Annotated in this window: 16 protein-coding genes, 1 tRNA gene and 2 pseudogenes; 15 read left to right on the top strand and 4 right to left on the bottom strand. The window is 68.3% G+C overall.

From position 1 onward, the window contains the following. The first annotated feature begins 68 nt into the window (after nt 1–68). The 4 genes and pseudogenes from ACIPJI_RS06810 to ACIPJI_RS06825 form a co-directional block, all read left to right on the top strand. Nucleotides 69–629, top strand: coding sequence for a TetR/AcrR family transcriptional regulator (locus ACIPJI_RS06810; RefSeq protein WP_356620542.1), 561 nt, complete (start codon nt 69–71; stop codon nt 627–629). A gap of 169 nt (nt 630–798) precedes the next feature. Further along, nucleotides 799–2,178 carry an MFS transporter gene (locus ACIPJI_RS06815; protein WP_402245769.1) on the top strand — a complete coding sequence of 460 codons (1,380 nt, stop codon included), beginning with the start codon at nt 799–801 and terminating at the stop codon, nt 2,176–2,178. 67 nt (nt 2,179–2,245) lie between these two features. Further along, on the top strand, nt 2,246–3,301 hold the full coding sequence (locus tag ACIPJI_RS06820; protein ID WP_307707783.1) for a UDP-N-acetylmuramate dehydrogenase: 1,056 nt from the start codon (nt 2,246–2,248) through the stop codon (nt 3,299–3,301). 68 nt (nt 3,302–3,369) lie between these two features. After that, nucleotides 3,370–4,074 (top strand): annotated as a pseudogene (locus tag ACIPJI_RS06825) (IS256 family transposase); the annotation flags it as partial. Between the two features lie 15 nt (nt 4,075–4,089). Here ACIPJI_RS06825 and ACIPJI_RS06830 read toward each other — a convergent pair. Beyond that, nucleotides 4,090–4,488 (bottom strand): annotated as a pseudogene (locus tag ACIPJI_RS06830) (IS5 family transposase); the annotation flags it as partial. Between the two features lie 150 nt (nt 4,489–4,638). Here ACIPJI_RS06830 and ACIPJI_RS06835 point away from each other — a divergent pair. After that, nucleotides 4,639–5,031 (top strand): nuclear transport factor 2 family protein, encoded by a 393-nt coding sequence (locus tag ACIPJI_RS06835; protein WP_356620545.1) that lies wholly within the window; start codon nt 4,639–4,641, stop codon nt 5,029–5,031. 119 nt (nt 5,032–5,150) lie between these two features. Here ACIPJI_RS06835 and ACIPJI_RS06840 read toward each other — a convergent pair whose 3' ends face one another. Next, the gene (locus ACIPJI_RS06840; RefSeq protein ID WP_402244889.1) at nt 5,151–5,783 is read right to left on the bottom strand and encodes an NAD(P)-dependent oxidoreductase; all 633 of its coding nucleotides are present in this window, start codon (nt 5,781–5,783) and stop codon (nt 5,151–5,153) included. A 91-nt stretch (nt 5,784–5,874) separates the two neighbouring features. Between ACIPJI_RS06840 and ACIPJI_RS06845 the strand changes: the two genes are divergently transcribed. Continuing rightward, nucleotides 5,875–6,489, top strand: coding sequence for a TetR/AcrR family transcriptional regulator (locus tag ACIPJI_RS06845; RefSeq protein WP_356620547.1), 615 nt, complete (start codon nt 5,875–5,877; stop codon nt 6,487–6,489). A gap of 67 nt (nt 6,490–6,556) precedes the next feature. Here the strand turns inward: ACIPJI_RS06845 and ACIPJI_RS06850 are convergent, their stop codons facing one another. Both ACIPJI_RS06850 and ACIPJI_RS06855 read right to left on the bottom strand, forming a co-directional pair. Beyond that, nucleotides 6,557–7,585: an adenosine deaminase gene (locus tag ACIPJI_RS06850; RefSeq protein ID WP_356620548.1), complete on the bottom strand. Its 1,029-nt coding sequence runs from the start codon at nt 7,583–7,585 to the stop codon at nt 6,557–6,559. Between the two features lie 120 nt (nt 7,586–7,705). Then, nucleotides 7,706–8,932, bottom strand: a complete 1,227-nt coding sequence (locus tag ACIPJI_RS06855; RefSeq protein ID WP_005313638.1) for a pyridoxal phosphate-dependent aminotransferase — start codon at nt 8,930–8,932, stop codon at nt 7,706–7,708. Between the two features lie 228 nt (nt 8,933–9,160). Here ACIPJI_RS06855 and ACIPJI_RS06860 point away from each other — a divergent pair. The 9 genes from ACIPJI_RS06860 to rpoB all read left to right on the top strand — a co-directional run bounded on the left by ACIPJI_RS06860 (nt 9,161) and on the right by rpoB (nt 18,357). Further along, nucleotides 9,161–9,233, top strand: a tRNA-Trp gene (locus ACIPJI_RS06860). Between the two features lie 108 nt (nt 9,234–9,341). Further along, on the top strand, nt 9,342–9,629 hold the full coding sequence (gene secE, locus ACIPJI_RS06865; RefSeq protein WP_159688599.1) for a preprotein translocase subunit SecE: 288 nt from the start codon (nt 9,342–9,344) through the stop codon (nt 9,627–9,629). A gap of 72 nt (nt 9,630–9,701) precedes the next feature. After that, nucleotides 9,702–10,574, top strand: a complete 873-nt coding sequence (gene nusG, locus ACIPJI_RS06870; RefSeq protein ID WP_402244893.1) for a transcription termination/antitermination protein NusG — start codon at nt 9,702–9,704, stop codon at nt 10,572–10,574. 167 nt (nt 10,575–10,741) lie between these two features. Next, nucleotides 10,742–11,176 (top strand): 50S ribosomal protein L11, encoded by a 435-nt coding sequence (rplK, locus tag ACIPJI_RS06875; protein WP_005313632.1) that lies wholly within the window; start codon nt 10,742–10,744, stop codon nt 11,174–11,176. An 80-nt stretch (nt 11,177–11,256) separates the two neighbouring features. After that, nucleotides 11,257–11,985 carry a 50S ribosomal protein L1 gene (rplA, locus tag ACIPJI_RS06880; RefSeq protein WP_005313630.1) on the top strand — a complete coding sequence of 243 codons (729 nt, stop codon included), beginning with the start codon at nt 11,257–11,259 and terminating at the stop codon, nt 11,983–11,985. 154 nt (nt 11,986–12,139) lie between these two features. Then, nucleotides 12,140–13,030: a DUF6612 family protein gene (locus tag ACIPJI_RS06885; protein ID WP_356620549.1), complete on the top strand. Its 891-nt coding sequence runs from the start codon at nt 12,140–12,142 to the stop codon at nt 13,028–13,030. A gap of 265 nt (nt 13,031–13,295) precedes the next feature. Then, nucleotides 13,296–13,826, top strand: coding sequence for a 50S ribosomal protein L10 (gene rplJ / locus ACIPJI_RS06890; protein WP_005313626.1), 531 nt, complete (start codon nt 13,296–13,298; stop codon nt 13,824–13,826). 109 nt (nt 13,827–13,935) lie between these two features. Further along, a complete protein-coding gene (rplL, locus tag ACIPJI_RS06895) occupies nt 13,936–14,319 on the top strand; it encodes a 50S ribosomal protein L7/L12 (RefSeq protein ID WP_005313624.1) in 384 nt (127 codons plus the stop codon). Between the two features lie 552 nt (nt 14,320–14,871). Further along, on the top strand, nt 14,872–18,357 hold the full coding sequence (gene rpoB, locus ACIPJI_RS06900) for a DNA-directed RNA polymerase subunit beta (RefSeq protein WP_037773997.1): 3,486 nt from the start codon (nt 14,872–14,874) through the stop codon (nt 18,355–18,357). Nucleotides 18,358–18,429: the final 72 nt, after the last annotated feature.

Raw genomic sequence — 18,429 nt, forward strand, 5'->3', positions numbered from 1 at the left:
CGGACACATCCGGCGCGAAGTCTGCGTCCGCCCTTGACAAGTTAGTGATTGGCCAATAACTTCGCTTCATGGTCAGGATGAGTGCAGAAGAGCGACGCGAGAGCGTGATCCGTGCCGCGATCACCGAATTCTCCCGCGCCGGGTACAACGGCACCTCGACCGAGGTCATCGCCAAGCGCGTCGGCGTCTCGCAGCCGTACCTCTTCCGCCTCTTCCCGAACAAGCAGGCCATCTTCCTCGCCGCGTCCTCCCGGTGTCTCGAGGACACCCGGCGTGTCTTCAGCTCGGCCGCGGAAGGGCTCGAGGGTGAGGAGGCGCTCGGCGCGATGGCCGCCGCGTACCAGCGCCTCATCGCGGACGACCCCGAGAAGCTGCTGATGCAGATGCAGATGTACGTCGCCGTGGCGGCCGCGGAGGCGGCGGGCGACCACGAATTCGGCGAGCAGGTTCGAGCCGGCTGGGTGGAACTGTGGGACGCCGTCCATCTGCATCTCGGTGCCGACGTGAACGAGACCACGACCTTCCTGGCCTACGGGATGCTCGTCAATGTCCTCGTCTCGATGGGCTTCCCCGCCGAGCACCGCATCTGGTCCGGCTTCTACCTCGCTGCGCGGCCCGTCCAGGAGTGAGGCGGTTCCGCGTCCCGTTCCGGCTCGTCGGCGTACGCCCTTGCCCGTGAAAGTTAGTCATCGATAACTAACCCTCTGGGGGAGCACAGTGAACCAGCACCAGCACCAGCAGCCCGCACGGCGCACCGGCGCCGTCTGGGCACTCGTCATCACCAGCGTCGCCGGCTTCATGGCGGCACTCGACAACCTCGTCGTCACCACCGCCCTCCCCTCCATCCGCGAGGACCTGGGCGGCGGCCTGGAAGATCTTGAGTGGACGGTGAGTGCCTACACGCTCACCTTCGCGGTCCTGCTGATGTTCGGTGCGGCCCTGGGGGACCGCTTCGGCCGTCGCCGGCTGTTCATCACCGGCCTGGCGATCTTCACCGGCGCGTCCGCCGCGGCCGCGCTCGCGTCCGGCATAGACGCCCTCATCGCCGCCCGCGCCGTACAGGGCGTCGGCGCGGCGATCATGATGCCGCTCACGCTGACGCTGCTCACCGCCGCCGTCCCGGCCGCCCGCCGCGGGGCCGTGCTGGGCATCTTCAGCGCCGTGACCGGTGTGGCCGTCGCCACCGGCCCGCTGATCGGCGGCTCTCTCACCGAGCACATCTCATGGCAGTGGATCTTCTGGCTGAACGTCCCGATCGGACTTCTCCTGCTGCCGCTCGCCCGCCTGCGCCTGAGCGAGTCCTACGCCCCGGACGCCCGGCTCGACGTCCCCGGCACCCTGCTCGTCAGCGGAGGCCTGTTCGGCATCGTCTACGCGCTGGTCAACGGCAACGCCGACGGCTGGACCAGCCCCCGGATCCTGTTCTGCCTGATCGCGGGCACCGTGCTCCTGGTCGCCTTCGCCCGGTACGGCTCCGTCGCGAAGAAGCCCATGCTGCCGATGCGTCTCTTCCGCAGCCGGGCCTTCTTCGGGATCAACGTCGCGAGCCTGCTGATGTTCCTCGGCATGTTCGGCTCGATCTTCCTGCTGAGCCAGTTCCTCCAGGGTGTGGCCGGCTACTCGCCCACCGAGGCCGGGCTGCGGATGCTGCCCTGGACCGGCATGTCGCTGCTCGTCGCACCCGTCGCGGGTCTCCTGTCCGACCGGATCGGCGGGCGCCCGGTCGTCACCGCCGGCCTGGCGCTCCAGGCCATCGGCCTCGCGCTCTTCGCGCTGGTGCTCGAGCCCGGTGTCTCCTACGCGGCCCAGCTGCCCGCACTCGTCATCAGCGGCGTCGGCATGGCTCTGTACTTCGCGCCCGCCGCCAGTGTGGTCATGTCCAGCGTCCGCCCGTCGGAGCAGGGCATCGCCTCAGGCGCGAACAACGCCCTCCGGGAGGTCGGCGGCGCGCTCGGTATCGCGGTGCTCGGCGCGGTCTTCGCGGCCCAGGGCGGCTACGAGTCGCCGCAGGCCTTCTCCGACGGCACGGTCCCCGCGGTGTGGATCGGCGCGGGGGCCCTGGCCGTCGCCGCCCTGGTGGCCCTGCTGATCCCCGGCGGGCGTACCAGGCCGGACGGCACACTGTCCGGCTCCCCGGCCGGGACCACGGACGGCGACCGCACACCCGTCGCGGTCTGAGCCCGCGTACCCGTACGGTCCGTGGCCCCGCCGGGACGCCGGGGCCACGGACCGTACTCTTGTCCCCGTGCAGGAACTTCACGATGCCCCCCTCGCCCCCCTGACCACCTTCCGGCTCGGCGGCCCCGCGACCCGCCTCGTGGTCGCCACCACCGACGACGAGGTGATCGCCGCCGTGCGCGAGGCGGACGAGGCCGGTACGCCGCTGCTGATCATCGGCGGCGGCAGCAACCTCGTCATCGGCGACAAGGGCTTCGACGGCACCGCACTGCGCATCGCGACCAGCGGCTTCGACCTCGACGGGACGCGCCTGGAACTGGCCGCGGGGGAGACCTGGTCCGACGCCGTCGCCCGCACCGTGGAAGCGGGGCTCGGCGGCGTCGAGTGCCTGGCCGGCATCCCCGGCTCCGCGGGCGCGACCCCGATCCAGAACGTCGGCGCCTACGGCCAGGAGGTCTCGTCGACGATCACGGAGGTCGTCGCGTACGACCGCCGCAGCGGCGAGACGGTGGTCCTGCCCAACGCCGCGTGCGGCTTCTCCTACCGCAACAGCCGCTTCAAGCAGGAACCCGACCGCTATGTCGTGCTGCGCGTCCGTTTCGAGCTCGAGGACGCCGGCGGCCTGTCCGCGCCCGTGAAGTACGCCGAGACCGCCCGTGCCCTCGGGATCGAGGTCGGCGACCGGGTCCCGGCCGCCGCCGCCCGTGAGACCGTGCTCGCCCTGCGCGCGGGCAAGGGCATGGTGCTCGACGCCGACGACCACGACACCTGGTCGGCCGGCTCCTTCTTCACCAACCCGATCCTCACCGCCGCCGAGTACGAGACCTTCCTGGCCCGCGTGCGCGACCGGCTCGGCGACGGCGTCGCCCCGCCCGCCTACCCGGCGGGCGACGGGCACACCAAGACGTCGGCCGCCTGGTTGATCGACAAGGCCGGATTCACCAAGGGCTACGGCTCCGGGCCCGCACGCATCTCCACCAAGCACACGCTCGCGCTGACCAACCGCGGTCAGGCCACGACGGAGGATCTGCTGGCCCTGGCACGCGAGGTGGTGGACGGCGTGCGCGACGCGTTCGGCGTGACGCTGGTCAACGAGCCGGTCACGGTCGGCGTCAGCCTCTGAGGCTCCGCACACCCGGGACCTGACAGGACCTGACAGCTCAGGACCTGCGAGCCCAAGACCTCGTACGAGATCCGGCGGGCAAGGACGGTGGCAACTCCCGCAACGGCACACGCTCCACGACGGTCCGGACCGACGTCGGCCCGGTGGAGATAACCGGGCCCCGCGACCGCGACGGCTCCTTCGAGCCGAAGATCGTCAAGAAGCGGCAGGAGCGCCTGACCGGTGTCGACGAGATGGTCATCTCGCAGGCCGCGAAGGGCCTCACCACCGGCGAGGTCCAGGCCCACCTGGCCGAGGTCTATGGGCCGACGTTTCCCGCCGGACCATCTCCACCATTACCTACAAGGTGCTGGAGGGCATGGCCGAATGGCAGAGCCGACCCTTCGACCCGGTCGTCTTCATCGACGCCATCCACGTGAAGATCCGCGATGACGCGGTCGCCGACCGGCCCATGTATGTGGCCCTGGCCGTCACAGTCGAGGGCCGGCGGGAGATCCTCGGGCTGTGGGCCGGTGACGGCGGCGAGGGCGCCAAGCACCGGCTCCATATCCTTACCGAGATCAAGAACCGCGGTGTCAGCGACGTGCTCATGCTGGTCTGCGAAGGGCTCAAGGGCCTGCCCGAGGCAGTGGAGACGGTCTGGCCGCGGACCATCGTGCAGACCTGCGTGGTTGCATCTGCTGCGGAACTCTTTCCGCTATGCAGCCCGTCAGGACTGGGACAAGATCGCCAAGCTTCTCAAGCCCGTCTACACGGCCCCGACCGAGGAAGCCGTCCTGGAGCGGTTCTCCTGGTCTTCTGCCTGCGCGTTCACCCTTTGACGCGGGTGCCTGGGGCGGGTCGGTCCGAGCGCAGGCCGCATGCTGGTGAGCGCGGACGATGGTGGAGTCGACCGAGATGTCCCAGTCGATCTCACCGGCCCCGTCGACCGCGGCCTGGACCTGCTCGAGCAGGCGCTCCCACGTTTCGTCCGCGGACCACAGCCGGTGGCGTTCATAGACGGTCTTCCACGGGCCGAACCGTTCGGGCAGGTCACGCCACTGAACGCCCGTCCGCACCCTGTGCAGAATCCCGTCGATCACCTGCCGGTGGTCTCGCCACCGGCCACAGCGCCTGTTACTGACCGGCAGGAACGGTCGCAGCCGCTCCCACGCGGCATCCGTCAGGTCACCCCGCCTCTTGTCCACATCAACGACGCCGACATGAAGTAGACATGACCGACCGGTCAGATTCTGGGGCGGGCGTCCGATCAGGTGGCGGGGCCGGCGAAGCCGGTGTGCCTGAGTCCCGCCGGCCGGATCCGACCTAGGTTCGTAGGGAGATCAAAGGAGGCTGCCATGGCCGATCACCCGAATATCGGGGTGTTTCACCGGGCTCTGGAGGCGTTTTCGGCTGGCGATATGGAGGCGCTGGCGGAGGTGTTCCACCCGGATGTGGTGTGGCATCTCGGCGGCCACGGTCCGCTGGCCGGCGACTACCGGGGGCGCGACGCCGCCTTCGCTCTGTTCCAACGGGAATTCGAGCTGACAGGCGGCACCTACCGCCCCCAGCTCCACGATGTGCTCGCCAACGACGAGCACACGATCGCCCTGCTCCACGTCACCGCGTCACGAGAGGGCAAAGAGCTGGACATGAACGAGACGATCATCTTCCACATCCGGGAGGGCCGGATCACCGAAGCCTGGGGGCTGTGGTCCGACCAGAAGGCGTACGACGCGTTCTGGTCGTAGAGACGCCGCCCGTTTGCCACGCGCAGGACCGCCCCCGGCACGGTCGCGGTCCGGCGTTCGCGGAAGTCCGGTACCCGCGCCAGGCGTCGTAGACCCGGCCAAGATCCACCGGACAGGGCCTAATAGGCGACGCCGACGCCCTGCCGGAGCATGGCGGGGTCGTCGGTCATCGCGAGCATCGCGTGCGCCACGTCCGCCCGGCCGATCACCCTGGCGCTGCGCGGATTGCCGCCGACCGCGACGCGGTACCGGCCGGTCAGCGGCTTGTCGAGCAGCCTCGGCGGCCGCACGGCGGTCCAGTCGGCCGCGCTCTGCGCGAGCTCGCCCTCCATGACCCGCAGATCGTCGTAGACCGGCTTCAGCACCGCCCCCACGACCGACATCATGGCGCGGTCCCGCAGCGGCTCCCGCTCCGGTGCGCTGCCGAGCGGCGCCGCGCTGACGACCAGCAGCCGCCGCGTCCCCTCGGCCTCCATCGCGGCCAGCACCGATCGGGTGAGCCGGGCCGCGATCCCGGCGTCGGACCTCCTGCGGGGGCCGAGACCGGAGAGCACCGCGTCCTGCCCGGCCACGGCTTCGCGCAGGGCCTGCGGGTCGTCCAGACCGGAGCGGACGACCTCGAGCCGCTCCCCGGTCACCGTGAAACGCGCCGGATCGCGGACCACGGCCGTCACCTGATGGCCGGCCGCCACGGCCTGCCTGACGATCTGCCCGCCGATGCCGCCGGTCGCGCCGAACACTGTGAGCCTCATGGTGCACACCCTCCTCGGGTGGGTAAGTGTTCACTCACCCCTAGGGTGGGTGTGTACTCACCCACCCGTCAAGCCCGGTCTTGGAGCGCGCATGGAACAGAAGCCCACCCGCGTCCGCATCATCGACGCGGCGCGAGACCTGATGCTCTCCATCGGCCTCGCCCGAACCACCACGAAGGAGATCGCCAAGGCGGCCGGCTGCTCGGAGGCGGCGCTCTACAAGCACTTCACCGGCAAGGAGGAGCTTTTCGTGACCGTGCTCCAGGAAAGGCTGCCGAAGCTGGGCCCGCTACTGGCCGAGCTGGCCGCCGATCCGGGCGGCGCGAGCGTCGAGGAGAACCTCACCGACATCGCCCGCCAAGCGGCCCTCTTCTACGAGAAGACCTTCCCCATGGCCGCGTCGCTGTACGCCGAGCCCCGCCTCAAGCGCCGGCACGAAGAGGCCATGCGCGAGATGGGGACGGGGCCGCACAAGCCCATCGAGGGCCTCGACGCGTATCTGCGCGCGGAACGGACCGCCGGCCGCATCAGCGCGGACGCCGACACCTACGCCGCAGCGTCCCTGCTCCTGGGGGCCTGCGCGCAGCGCGCCTTCGCCTACGACATGACCGCGGGCCACCGGCCGCCGCAGCCGCTCGACGAATTCGCGGCGGGTCTCGCGCGCACCCTGCTGCGAGGTATCGCGGTCACCGGCGACCCCCGCTGAGCGAGGTCGCCGGTGCACCGCTCAACGGGAGCGGTGTCACCGCCGCGCGAGGGCCGAGCGGCGCGCCTCAGGCCGGCGCAGACACCAGCCAGTCGTCGATCCCCGCCAGCAGCTTTTCCCTGATGCCCTCGGGCGCCGCCGAACCCCGCACCGACTGGCGGGCCAGTTCCGCGAGCTCCTGGTCCGTGAAGGCGTGGTGGCGGCGGGCCAGCTCGTACTGGGCCGCCAGCCGGGAGCCGAACAGCAGCGGATCGTCCGCGCCGAGCGCCATGGGGACCCCGGCGTCGTACAGCGTCCGCAGCGGCACGTCCTCCGGCTTCTCGTAGACGCCGAGCGCCACGTTGGAGGCCGGGCAGACCTCGCAGGTCACGCCCCTCTCGGCGAGCTTGCGCAGCAGCCTCGGGTCCTCCGCCGCCCGCACACCGTGGCCGATCCGCGAGGCGCGCAGGTCGTCGAGGCAGTCCCGCACGGACGCGGGTCCGGTCAGCTCGCCGCCGTGCGGGGCCGCCAGCAGCCCGCCCTCGCGGGCGATGGCGAAGGCGCGGTCGAAGTCCCGCGCCATGCCCCGCCGTTCGTCGTTGGAGAGCCCGAATCCGACGATGCCGCGGTCCGCGTAGCGCACCGCCAGCCGGGCGAGGGTCCGGGCGTCCAGCGGGTGCTTCATCCGGTTCGCCGCGACCAGCACGCGCATCCCGAGCCCGGTCTCCCTGGAGGCCGTGTCCACGGCGTCGAGGATGATCTCCAGCGCCGGGATCAGACCGCCGAGCCGCGGCGCGTACGAGGTCGGGTCGACCTGGATCTCCAGCCAGCCCGAGCCGTCCCTGATGTCCTCCTCGGCGGCTTCACGTACCAGCCGCTGGATGTCCTCGGGGTCGCGCAAGCAGGAGCGGGCCATGTCGTACAACCGCTGGAAGCGGAACCACCCGCGCTCGTCCGTGGCGCGCAGCTTCGGCGGCTCGCCCCCGGTCAGCGCCTCCGGGAGATGCACGCCGTGCTTGTCGGCGAGCTCCAGAAGAGTGGTGGGCCGCATCGACCCGGTGAAGTGCAGGTGCAGATGGGCTTTCGGCAGCAGGCTGACGTCTCGTTCGCGCTCCATTGAGTGATCCTGCCAAAGACGACCGGAACGGGGCAGCCCCTTTCCCCGATCGGGTTCTTGCCCCGAACACAGAAACGGGCCCCCGGCCGAAGCCGGGGGCCCGTCACACGAGGGAGGGGATCAGTCGCGGGCCTCGGCCAGCAGCTTCTGGATCCGGGAGACACCCTCGGCCAGGTCCTCGTCGCCCAGCGCGTAGGAAAGCCGCAGGTAACCGGGGGTGCCGAAGGCCTCGCCCGGAACGACCGCCACCTCGACCTCGTCGAGGATCAGGGCGGCGAGCTCCACGGAGGACTGCGGACGACGGCCGCGGATCTCCTTGCCCAGCAGACCCTTCACCGACGGGTAGGCGTAGAAGGCGCCCTCGGGGGTCGGGCAGACCACACCGTCGATCTCGTTGAGCATCCGCACGATCGTCTGCCGCCGGCGGTCGAACGCCTCCCGCATCTTCGCGACGGCGTCCAGGTCGCCGGAGACGGCGGCCAGGGCCGCGATCTGCGCCACGTTGGAGACGTTCGACGTCGCGTGCGACTGCAGGTTGGTAGCGGCCTTCACGACGTCCTTCGGGCCGACGATCCACCCCACGCGCCAGCCCGTCATGGCGTACGTCTTCGCGACACCGTTGACGACGATGCACTTCTCACGCAGTGCCGGGACGAGGGCGGGCAGCGAGGTGAACGTCGCGTCGCCGTAGACCAGGTGCTCGTAGATCTCGTCGGTCAGCACCCACAGACCGTGCTCCGCGGCCCACTCGCCGATCGCGCGCGCGTCGGCCTCGCTGTACACGGCGCCGGTCGGGTTGGACGGCGAGACGAAGAGGACGACCTTGGTCTTCTCGGTACGCGCGGCCTCCAGCTGCTCCACGGAAACGCGGTAGCCGGTGGTCTCGTCGGCCACGACATCGACGGGCACGCCGCCCGCGAGACGGATCGACTCGGGGTACGTGGTCCAGTACGGCGCCGGGACGATGACCTCGTCGCCCGGGTCGAGGATCGCGGCGAACGCCTCGTAGATCGCCTGCTTGCCGCCGTTGGTCACCAGGATCTGGGCCGGGTCCACCTCGTACCCGGAGTCGCGCAGCGTCTTCTCCGCGATGGCCTTCTTCAGCTCCGGCAGACCGCCGGCGGGCGTGTAGCGGTGGTACTTCGGATTGCGGCAGGCCTCGACGGCGGCCTCGACGATGTAGTCGGGGGTCGGGAAGTCGGGCTCACCGGCGCCGAAGCCGATCACCGGACGCCCGGCGGCCTTGAGGGCCTTGGCCTTGGCGTCGACGGCGAGGGTCGCGGACTCGGAGATCGCGCCGATGCGCGCGGAGACCCGGCGCTCGGTGGGAGGGGTTGCAGCGCTCATACGGGCCATGCTCCCAGACGCCGGAAGGACCGGGCACACAGGTTTCGAAGGGCGGACAACATGGACCTGCGGCGGACCGCGGAAGGACCCGGACGGGGGCGGCCGGGCTTTGTGTTCGACGCCGGGCCTGGGAACACGTACACTCACTGGCTGTTGGCCCTCACCAGCCAAGTCCGAGCAGGGCACTTAGTGCACCCGGACGGATGCGGTAGGTTGGGGGAGTCACAAAGGGTCGTAGCTCAATTGGTAGAGCACTGGTCTCCAAAACCAGCGGTTGGGGGTTCAAGTCCCTCCGGCCCTGCTACACACACCTTCGCCAGGCTGTGTGCGCATGTACGTACTTCTATGCACCGCCGTGCGGCTCCACCGGGCGCGGCACGGCCACGACCCGGGAATCAGGTGAGAGATCGTGACGGACGCCGTAGGCTCCATCGACATGCCTGATGCCGAGGACGAGACGCCGGAGTCGAAGAAGAAGACCCGCAAGGGCGGCAAGCGCGGCAAGAAGGGCCCGCTGGGTCGCCTGGCTCTCTTCTACCGCCAGATCGTCGCCGAACTGCGCAAGGTCGTCTGGCCGACTCGTCATCAACTGACGACGTACACCACAGTGGTGATTATCTTCGTCGTCATCATGATCGGCCTCGTGACCGTGATTGACTATGGCTTCCAGGAAGCAGTCAAGTACGTCTTCGGCTGATCCGCGGAGGGCGCCGGCAATCGGCGCCCCTTTCGCATGTTCCACCCCATCTGTATCCAGGAAGAAGCCATCGTGTCTGACCCGAACCTGAACGACGCCGACCGTTCCGGCGAGAGCTTCGAGTCCCCTGAGGACGAGCTCGACATCGTCGAGGCGTCGGACGCTGAGGAGCCGGACCAGGCAGAGGCTGCCGACGACGCCGCCGGTGAGCCGGCCGAGGACGAGGCCCTGCACGTCGAGAACGTCGACGAGGACGAGGCCGGCTCCGAGGACGCCGAGGCTCCCGAGGAGAGCGCGGAAGAGGCCGACGAGGAGCCGGCGGCCCCCGTCGACCCGGTCGCCGCCCTCCGTGACGAGCTCCGTGGCCTCCCGGGCGAGTGGTACGTGATCCACACCTACGCGGGCTACGAGAAGCGCGTGAAGGCCAACCTGGAGCAGCGTGCCGTCTCGCTGAACGTCGAGGACTTCATCTACCAGGCCGAGGTCCCCGAGGAAGAGATCGTCCAGATCAAGAACGGCGAGCGCAAGAACGTCCGGCAGAACAAGCTGCCCGGCTACGTTCTCGTCCGCATGGATCTGACGAACGAGTCCTGGGGCGTCGTCCGTAACACCCCCGGTGTCACCGGCTTCGTCGGCAACGCCTACGACCCGTACCCGCTGACCCTGGACGAGATCGTCAAGATGCTCGCCCCGGAGGCAGAGGAGAAGGCCGCCCGCGAAGCCGCAGAGGCCGAGGGCAAGCCGGCTCCGGCCCGCAAGGTCGAGGTCCAGGTGCTGGACTTCGAGGTCGGCGACTCGGTCACCGTCACCGACGGCCCGTTCGCGACGCTGCAGGCCACGATCAACGAGATCAACGCCGACTCGAAGAAGGTCAAGGGCCTTGTCGAGATCTTCGGCCGCGAGACCCCGGTCGAGCTCAGCTTCGACCAGATCCAGAAGAACTAGTTCCTTCTGGACACCAGGTTTCCGAACAGGTCAGACCGCCTCTCGCAGGCTGTCTGACCTGCTCGGTTTTTGGCCGCGCATGGATACCCGTTATCGTTGTGCGGTATGCCTCCATCCGGATGATCGGGTGGCAGGCGGATAACTCTCACTAGGACCCGGAGAGAGCAATGCCTCCCAAGAAGAAGAAGGTCACGGGGCTTATCAAGCTCCAGATCCAGGCCGGTGCGGCCAACCCGGCTCCGCCGGTCGGCCCCGCCCTGGGTCAGCACGGCGTCAACATCATGGAGTTCTGCAAGGCCTACAACGCCGCGACCGAGTCGCAGCGTGGCATGGTCGTGCCGGTGGAGATCACGGTCTACGAGGACCGTTCCTTCACCTTCATCACCAAGACTCCGCCGGCCGCCAAGCTGATCCTCAAGGCCGCGGGTGTGGACAAGGGCTCCGGCGAGCCGCACAAGACCAAGGTCGCCAAGCTGACGGCTGCCCAGGTCCGCGAGATCGCCACGACCAAGCTCCCCGACCTGAACGCCAATGACCTCGACGCCGCGTCGAAGATCATTGCCGGCACCGCCCGTTCCATGGGCATCACGGTCGAGGGCTGACAGCCCCCTCGTAAGCCCCAGTGGTAGGACCAAGCGCTGGTCCGCACCACGACTCCACGCTCAACACATCAGGAGCAGAAGTGAAGCGCAGCAAGACTCTCCGCGCTGCGGACGCCAAGATCGACCGGGAGCGTAACTACGCCCCGCTCGAGGCTGTCCGTCTCGCCAAGGACACCGCCGCCACCAAGTTCGACGGCACCGTCGAGGTCGCCTTCCGTCTGGGCGTTGACCCGCGTAAGGCCGACCAGATGGTCCGTGGCACCGTCAACCTTCCGCACGGCACCGGCAAGACCGCCCGGGTCCTGGTCTTCGCGACCGGTGACCGTGCTGCGGCCGCGGAAGCCGCGGGCGCCGACATCGTCGGCTCCGACGAACTGATCGACGAGATCTCCAAGGGCAACCGCCTGAACGAGTTCGACGCGGTCGTCGCCACCCCGGACCTCATGGGCAAGGTCGGCCGCCTCGGCCGTGTGCTCGGTCCGCGTGGTCTGATGCCGAACCCGAAGACCGGCACCGTCACGATGGACGTCGCCAAGGCCGTCAACGAGATCAAGGGCGGCAAGATCGAGTTCCGCGTCGACAAGCACTCGAACCTGCACTTCATCATCGGCAAGGTCTCCTTCGACGAGACGAAGCTGGTCGAGAACTACGCGGCGGCGCTGGAGGAGATCCTCCGTCTCAAGCCGTCCGCCGCGAAGGGCCGCTACATCAAGAAGGCGACCCTGACCACGACGATGGGCCCCGGCATCCCGCTGGACTCCAACCGCACCCGCAACCTCCTCGTCGAGGAGGACCCGGCCGCCGTCTGATCCCTGGACGGCAGTCGCGGGCATCGCGTCTCCTGAATCCGGCCTCCGCAGCTCCTCGAGCCGCGGAGGCCGGATTTTTCGTGGGCCGCTGTCGGGGGCGGGCGCTAGGCTCGCCGGGAATGATCAGAGCAGGACGGAATCCCATGGGGGGATCGTGAAAGCGACGTTCCGGAAGACGGCCGGCATGGTGCTGGCCGGGGTGCTGATGTTCGGCACGGCGGCGTGCACCGACGAGGACGGCAAGCCGTCGTCCGGGAAGGGGCAGGCCTCCGGGTCCTCGAAGCCCGCGGCGCCCCACCAGAAGCCCGCGGAGGTCGAGCCGGCCGCAGCGATCACACGCGCCGCGGAGAAGAACGAGGAGCTCACCTCGCTGAGCTACTCCATGAGCGGCACTGTCGCCGGCAGCAACTCCATCGACGCCCAGGCCTCCATGAGCATGAAGCCGCTGGCCATGAGCATGGAGATGAAAATGGCCGGCGGGGGCGAGAGCGGCGAGATGGAGGTCCGCCTCGTCGGCGAGGCGATGTACCTGAACAGCGGGGAGCCGCTCGAGGCCGGCAAGAAGTGGATGAAGTTCGACCTCGCGGCCCTCAAGGAGGCCGGCGGCCAGGACCCGCTGGCCGGACTGACCTCCCAGGCCGGACAGAATCCCACCGACGCCTCCGGGGCGCTCGCCGCCGCCAAGGACCTGAAGAAGGTGGGCGAGGAGACCGTCGACGGCGTGAAGACCACGCACTTCACGGGCACCGTCACGCTCGACTCGATGCGTGAGAGCCTCAAGAACGAGGACGCCGAGACCAGGAAGCGCCGCGAGCAGACCATCGAGCAGTACGAGGAGAGCGGCGTCGACCGGCTCACCATGGACCTCTGGGTCGACGAGAACGACCAGACCAAGCAGGTCCGCACCCGGGGCACCACCGACGAGGGCGCGATGGATCTCATGATCAAGATCCTCTCGGTCAACAAGCCGGTGACCGTGACGGCTCCGCCTGCCGCCGAGACCGTCGATCTCGCCGAATTGATGAAGGACGCGGGGGGCGCCTGACGCGAATCCGGCGGATTTGCCTGGCGGGGTTGCGTTCGCGTACTCTTCCGAAGAAGCCAAAGACCGCTGGTCGTTGCCGTGCTCTCCTTCCGAGGGTCCGGTGGCCGAAGGATCCGCTCAGTAGCGGACGTCCTGCGCAGGTGACTGTGGAAAGTTCCCGGAAGCAATTCCGGTCGAGCTCAGCCCCGTGCGCCTGCGCCGGGGCGTTTCGTTTTGTTCGGCCCCTTCTGAGCGGTCCTCATCACCCGGAAGGAGGCCGACGCTCATGGCAAGGCCCGACAAGGCTGCCGCGGTGGCCGAGCTGACGGAGTCGTTCCGCAGCTCGAACGCCGCCGTGCTGACCGAGTACCGGGGTCTCACCGTGGCTCAGCTCAAGGAGCTGCGCCGTTCGCTCGGTGAGAACGCCCAGTACGCCGTGGTGAAGAACACGCTGACCAAGATTGCGGCCAACGAGGCCGGGATCAACTCGCTCGACGACCACTTCACTGGTCCGACGGCGGTTGCCTTCATCACCGGTGACCCGGTGGAGTCGGCGAAGGGTCTTCGTGACTTCGCCAAGGACAACCCGAACCTGATCATCAAGGGCGGTGTCCTTGATGGCAAGGCGCTGTCCGCCGATGAGATCAAGAAGCTTGCGGACCTCGAGTCCCGCGAGGTTCTGCTCGCCAAGCTGGCGGGTGCCATGAAGGGCAAGCAGTCCCAGGCTGCCGCGCTCTTCCAGGCGCTTCCCTCGAAGTTCGTCCGCACCGCGGAGGCGCTTCGTGCCAAGAAGGCCGAGCAGGGCGGTGCCGAGTAATTCGGCTCGCGCATTGACCGCCGCCTGAGGCGACGGTCACAGCGGGCCGAACGTACGCCCGCCTCACATGTACACACGGCACCTGCCGAATGAGTGGAAGGACGCCATCATGGCGAAGCTGTCCCAGGACGACCTGCTTGCGCAGTTCGAGGAGATGACCCTCATCGAGCTCTCCGAGTTCGTGAAGGCCTTCGAGGAGAAGTTCGACGTCACCGCCGCCGCCCCGGTCGCCGTTGCCGCCGGTGGCGCTGCTGCCGCCCCGGCCGAGGCCGAGGCCGAGCAGGACGAGTTCGACGTCATCCTCACCGGCGCCGGTGAGAAGAAGATCCAGGTCATCAAGGTCGTGCGTGAGCTGACCTCCCTGGGTCTGAAGGAGGCCAAGGACCTCGTCGACGGCACCCCGAAGCCGGTCCTCGAGAAGGTCGCCAAGGACGCCGCGGAGAAGGCTGCCGAGTCCCTCAAGGCTGCCGGCGCCTCCGTCGAGGTCAAGTGACCTCGCGAGTCTTCTGACTCCCGCGCTGTAACGCGCACACACGGAAGGGCGATCACCCAAGCGGGTGGTCGCCCTTCGGTGTTCCGGCGGAGGGTGCCTTGTTCTTCTCCCGTCTCGGAGTATGGTGATCTTCGCCGTGCGCCCCTCACGGCGGCCGAGAGGGTCCCGGAGCAGCAGCTCAGGGGCGGGGGCCTTGACGAACCGCACGCAGCGCGCAATTCTCAGGACGCGTCGTCGAGGCGATCCACGTTCCGAGGCATGGATCGACGACCGAACGGGCAGTATCGATGTGCGCCTCACGGCGCATGGGGTTCACGGAGATGAGAAAAACGAGGGTCTCGAGGGTCTCGAAAACCCGCACTGGACATCAGTGTGCCAACTGGCTACACTGACCCTTTGCGCTGCCTGTTAGCTGCCCTCTGCCCGTCACCAGGGGCATGCCCGTGTCTGAGCTTCGGATGAAGAACAGCCCTTAGCTGGGGTTTCTCCCTCCGTTCACGACACGGGACCGGTACGCGCGTAGTGAGTCCGAGCCCTCGGAAGGACCCCCTCTTGGCCGCCTCGCGCAACGCCTCGACCGCGAATACGAACAACGGCGCCAGCACTGCCCCGCTGCGCATCTCCTTTGCAAAGATCAAGGAGCCCCTCGAGGTTCCGAACCTCCTCGCGCTGCAGACCGAGAGCTTTGACTGGCTGCTCGGCAATGCCGCATGGAAGGCTCGTGTCGAGGCGGCTCTCGAAAGCGGACAGGACGTCCCCACCAAGTCCGGTCTGGAAGAGATCTTCGAGGAGATCTCGCCGATCGAGGACTTCTCCGGGTCGATGTCGCTGACCTTCCGCGACCACCGTTTCGAGCCCCCGAAGAACTCGATCGACGAGTGCAAGGAGCGCGACTTCACGTACGCGGCCCCGCTCTTCGTCACGGCCGAGTTCACCAACAACGAGACCGGCGAGATCAAGTCCCAGACGGTCTTCATGGGCGACTTCCCGCTCATGACCAACAAGGGCACCTTCGTCATCAACGGCACCGAGCGTGTCGTGGTGTCGCAGTTGGTCCGCTCGCCGGGTGTCTACTTCGACTCCAACATCGACAAGACGTCCGACAAGGACATCTTCACGGCCAAGATCATCCCGTCCCGGGGTGCCTGGCTGGAGATGGAGATCGACAAGCGCGACATGGTCGGTGTCCGTATCGACCGCAAGCGCAAGCAGTCCGTGACCGTCCTGCTCAAGGCGCTCGGTTGGACCACCGAGCAGATCCTCGAGGAGTTCGGCGAGTACGAGTCCATGCGCGCCACCCTGGAGAAGGACCACACCCAGGGCCAGGACGACGCGCTGCTCGACATCTACCGCAAGCTGCGTCCGGGCGAGCCCCCGACGCGCGAGGCGGCCCAGACGCTGCTCGAGAACCTCTACTTCAACCCGAAGCGCTACGACCTCGCCAAGGTCGGCCGCTACAAGGTGAACAAGAAGCTCGGCGCGGACGAGCCGCTGGACGCCGGCGTTCTCACCACCGACGACGTCATCGCCACCATCAAGTACCTGGTCAAGCTGCACGCCGGCGAGACCGAGACGGTCGGCGAGTCGGGCACCCAGATCGTCGTCGAGACCGACGACATCGACCACTTCGGCAACCGCCGTCTGCGCAACGTCGGCGAGCTCATCCAGAACCAGGTCCGTACGGGTCTGGCTCGTATGGAGCGCGTCGTGCGTGAGCGCATGACGACCCAGGACGTCGAGGCGATCACGCCGCAGACGCTGATCAACATCCGGCCGGTCGTCGCCTCCATCAAGGAGTTCTTCGGCACCAGCCAGCTGTCGCAGTTCATGGACCAGAACAACCCGCTGTCGGGTCTCACCCACAAGCGCCGTCTGTCGGCTCTTGGCCCGGGTGGTCTCTCCCGTGAGCGGGCCGGCTTCGAGGTCCGTGACGTGCACCCGTCGCACTACGGCCGCATGTGCCCGATCGAGACCCCCGAAGGCCCGAACATCGGTCTGATCGGCTCGCTCGCGTCCTACGGCCGGGTCAACGCGTTCGGCTTCGTCGAGACCCCGTACCGCAAGGTCACCGACGGCCAGGTCACCGACGAGGTCGACTACCTGACCGCCGACGAGGAGGACCGCTTCGTCATCGCCCAGGCGAACGCCACCCTGAGCGACGAGCTGCGCTTCACCGAGGCGCGCGTGCTGGTCCGCCGTCGGGGCGGCGAGGTCGACTACGTGCCGCCGACCGAGGTCGACTACATGGACGTCTCGCCGCGCCAGATGGTGTCGGTGGCGACCGCCATGATCCCGTTCCTCGAGCACGACGACGCCAACCGTGCCCTCATGGGCGCGAACATGATGCGCCAGGCCGTTCCGCTCATCAAGGCGGAGGCCCCGCTCGTCGGCACCGGCATGGAGTACCGCTGTGCCACCGACGCCGGCGACGTCATCAAGGCCGAGAAGGACGGTGTCATCCAGGAGGTCTCGGCCGACTACGTCACCGTCGCGAACGACGACGGCACGTACACCACGTACCGCATCGCGAAGTTCTCCCGGTCCAACCAGGGCACCTCGGTGAACCAGAAGGTCATCGTCTCCGAGGGTGACCGCGTCATCGAGGGCCAGGTCCTCGCCGACGGCCCCGCCACCGAGAACGGTGAGATGGCGCTCGGCAAGAACCTGCTCGTGGCGTTCATGCCGTGGGAGGGTCACAACTACGAGGACGCGATCATCCTGTCGCAGCGCCTCGTGCAGGACGACGTCCTCTCCTCGATCCACATCGAGGAGCACGAGGTCGACGCCCGTGACACCAAGCTCGGCCCCGAGGAGATCACCCGGGACATCCCGAACGTCTCCGAGGAGGTCCTCGCGGACCTCGACGAGCGCGGCATCATCCGTATCGGTGCCGAGGTCGTCGCCGGCGACATCCTGGTCGGCAAGGTCACGCCCAAGGGTGAGACCGAGCTGACCCCGGAGGAGCGTCTGCTCCGCGCGATCTTCGGTGAGAAGGCGCGTGAGGTCCGTGACACCTCGCTGAAGGTGCCGCACGGCGAGACCGGCAAGGTCATCGGTGTGCGCGTCTTCGACCGCGAGGAGGGCGACGAGCTTCCCCCGGGCGTCAACCAGCTGGTCCGCGTCTACGTGGCCCAGAAGCGCAAGATCACCGACGGTGACAAGCTCGCCGGCCGTCACGGCAACAAGGGCGTCATCTCGAAGATCCTGCCGATCGAGGACATGCCGTTCCTGGAGGACGGCACCCCGGTCGACATCATCCTCAACCCGCTGGGTGTCCCGTCCCGAATGAACCCGGGACAGGTCCTGGAGATCCACCTCGGCTGGCTCGCCAGCCGCGGCTGGGACGTCTCCGGGCTGGCGGACGACTGGGCGCAGCGCCTGCAGGCCATCGGCGCCGACCAGGTCGCTCCCGGCACCAACGTCGCGACCCCGGTCTTCGACGGTGCGCGTGAGGACGAGATCGCCGGCCTCTTCGACGCCACGATCCCCAACCGCGACGGCGACCGCCTGGTCCAGTCGTCCGGCAAGGCCAACCTGTTCGACGGCCGCTCCGGCGAGCCGTTCCCGGACCCGATCTCGATCGGGTACATGTACATCCTCAAGCTCCACCACCTGGTCGACGACAAGCTGCACGCCCGTTCGACCGGTCCGTACTCGATGATCACCCAGCAGCCGCTGGGTGGTAAGGCCCAGTTCGGTGGCCAGCGGTTCGGAGAGATGGAGGTGTGGGCACTCGAGGCTTATGGAGCGGCCTACGCGCTCCAGGAGCTGCTGACCATCAAGTCCGACGACGTGACCGGCCGCGTGAAGGTCTACGAGGCCATCGTCAAGGGCGAGAACATCCCCGAGCCCGGCATTCCCGAGTCCTTCAAGGTGCTCATCAAGGAAATGCAGTCGCTCTGCCTCAACGTGGAGGTGCTCTCCTCGGACGGTATGTCCATCGAGATGCGCGACACGGACGAGGACGTCTTCCGCGCCGCGGAGGAGCTCGGTATCGACCTGTCCCGGCGTGAGCCGAGCAGCGTCGAAGAGGTCTGACGGGCCTGGCGGGGGCTCCCACGAAAGAGCCCCCGCCATCCCCGGGACCGTTCAGACCATGATTGAGACACG

The organism is Streptomyces sp. NPDC086835, assembly GCF_044745705.1.
Taxonomy (GTDB): domain Bacteria; phylum Actinomycetota; class Actinomycetes; order Streptomycetales; family Streptomycetaceae; genus Streptomyces.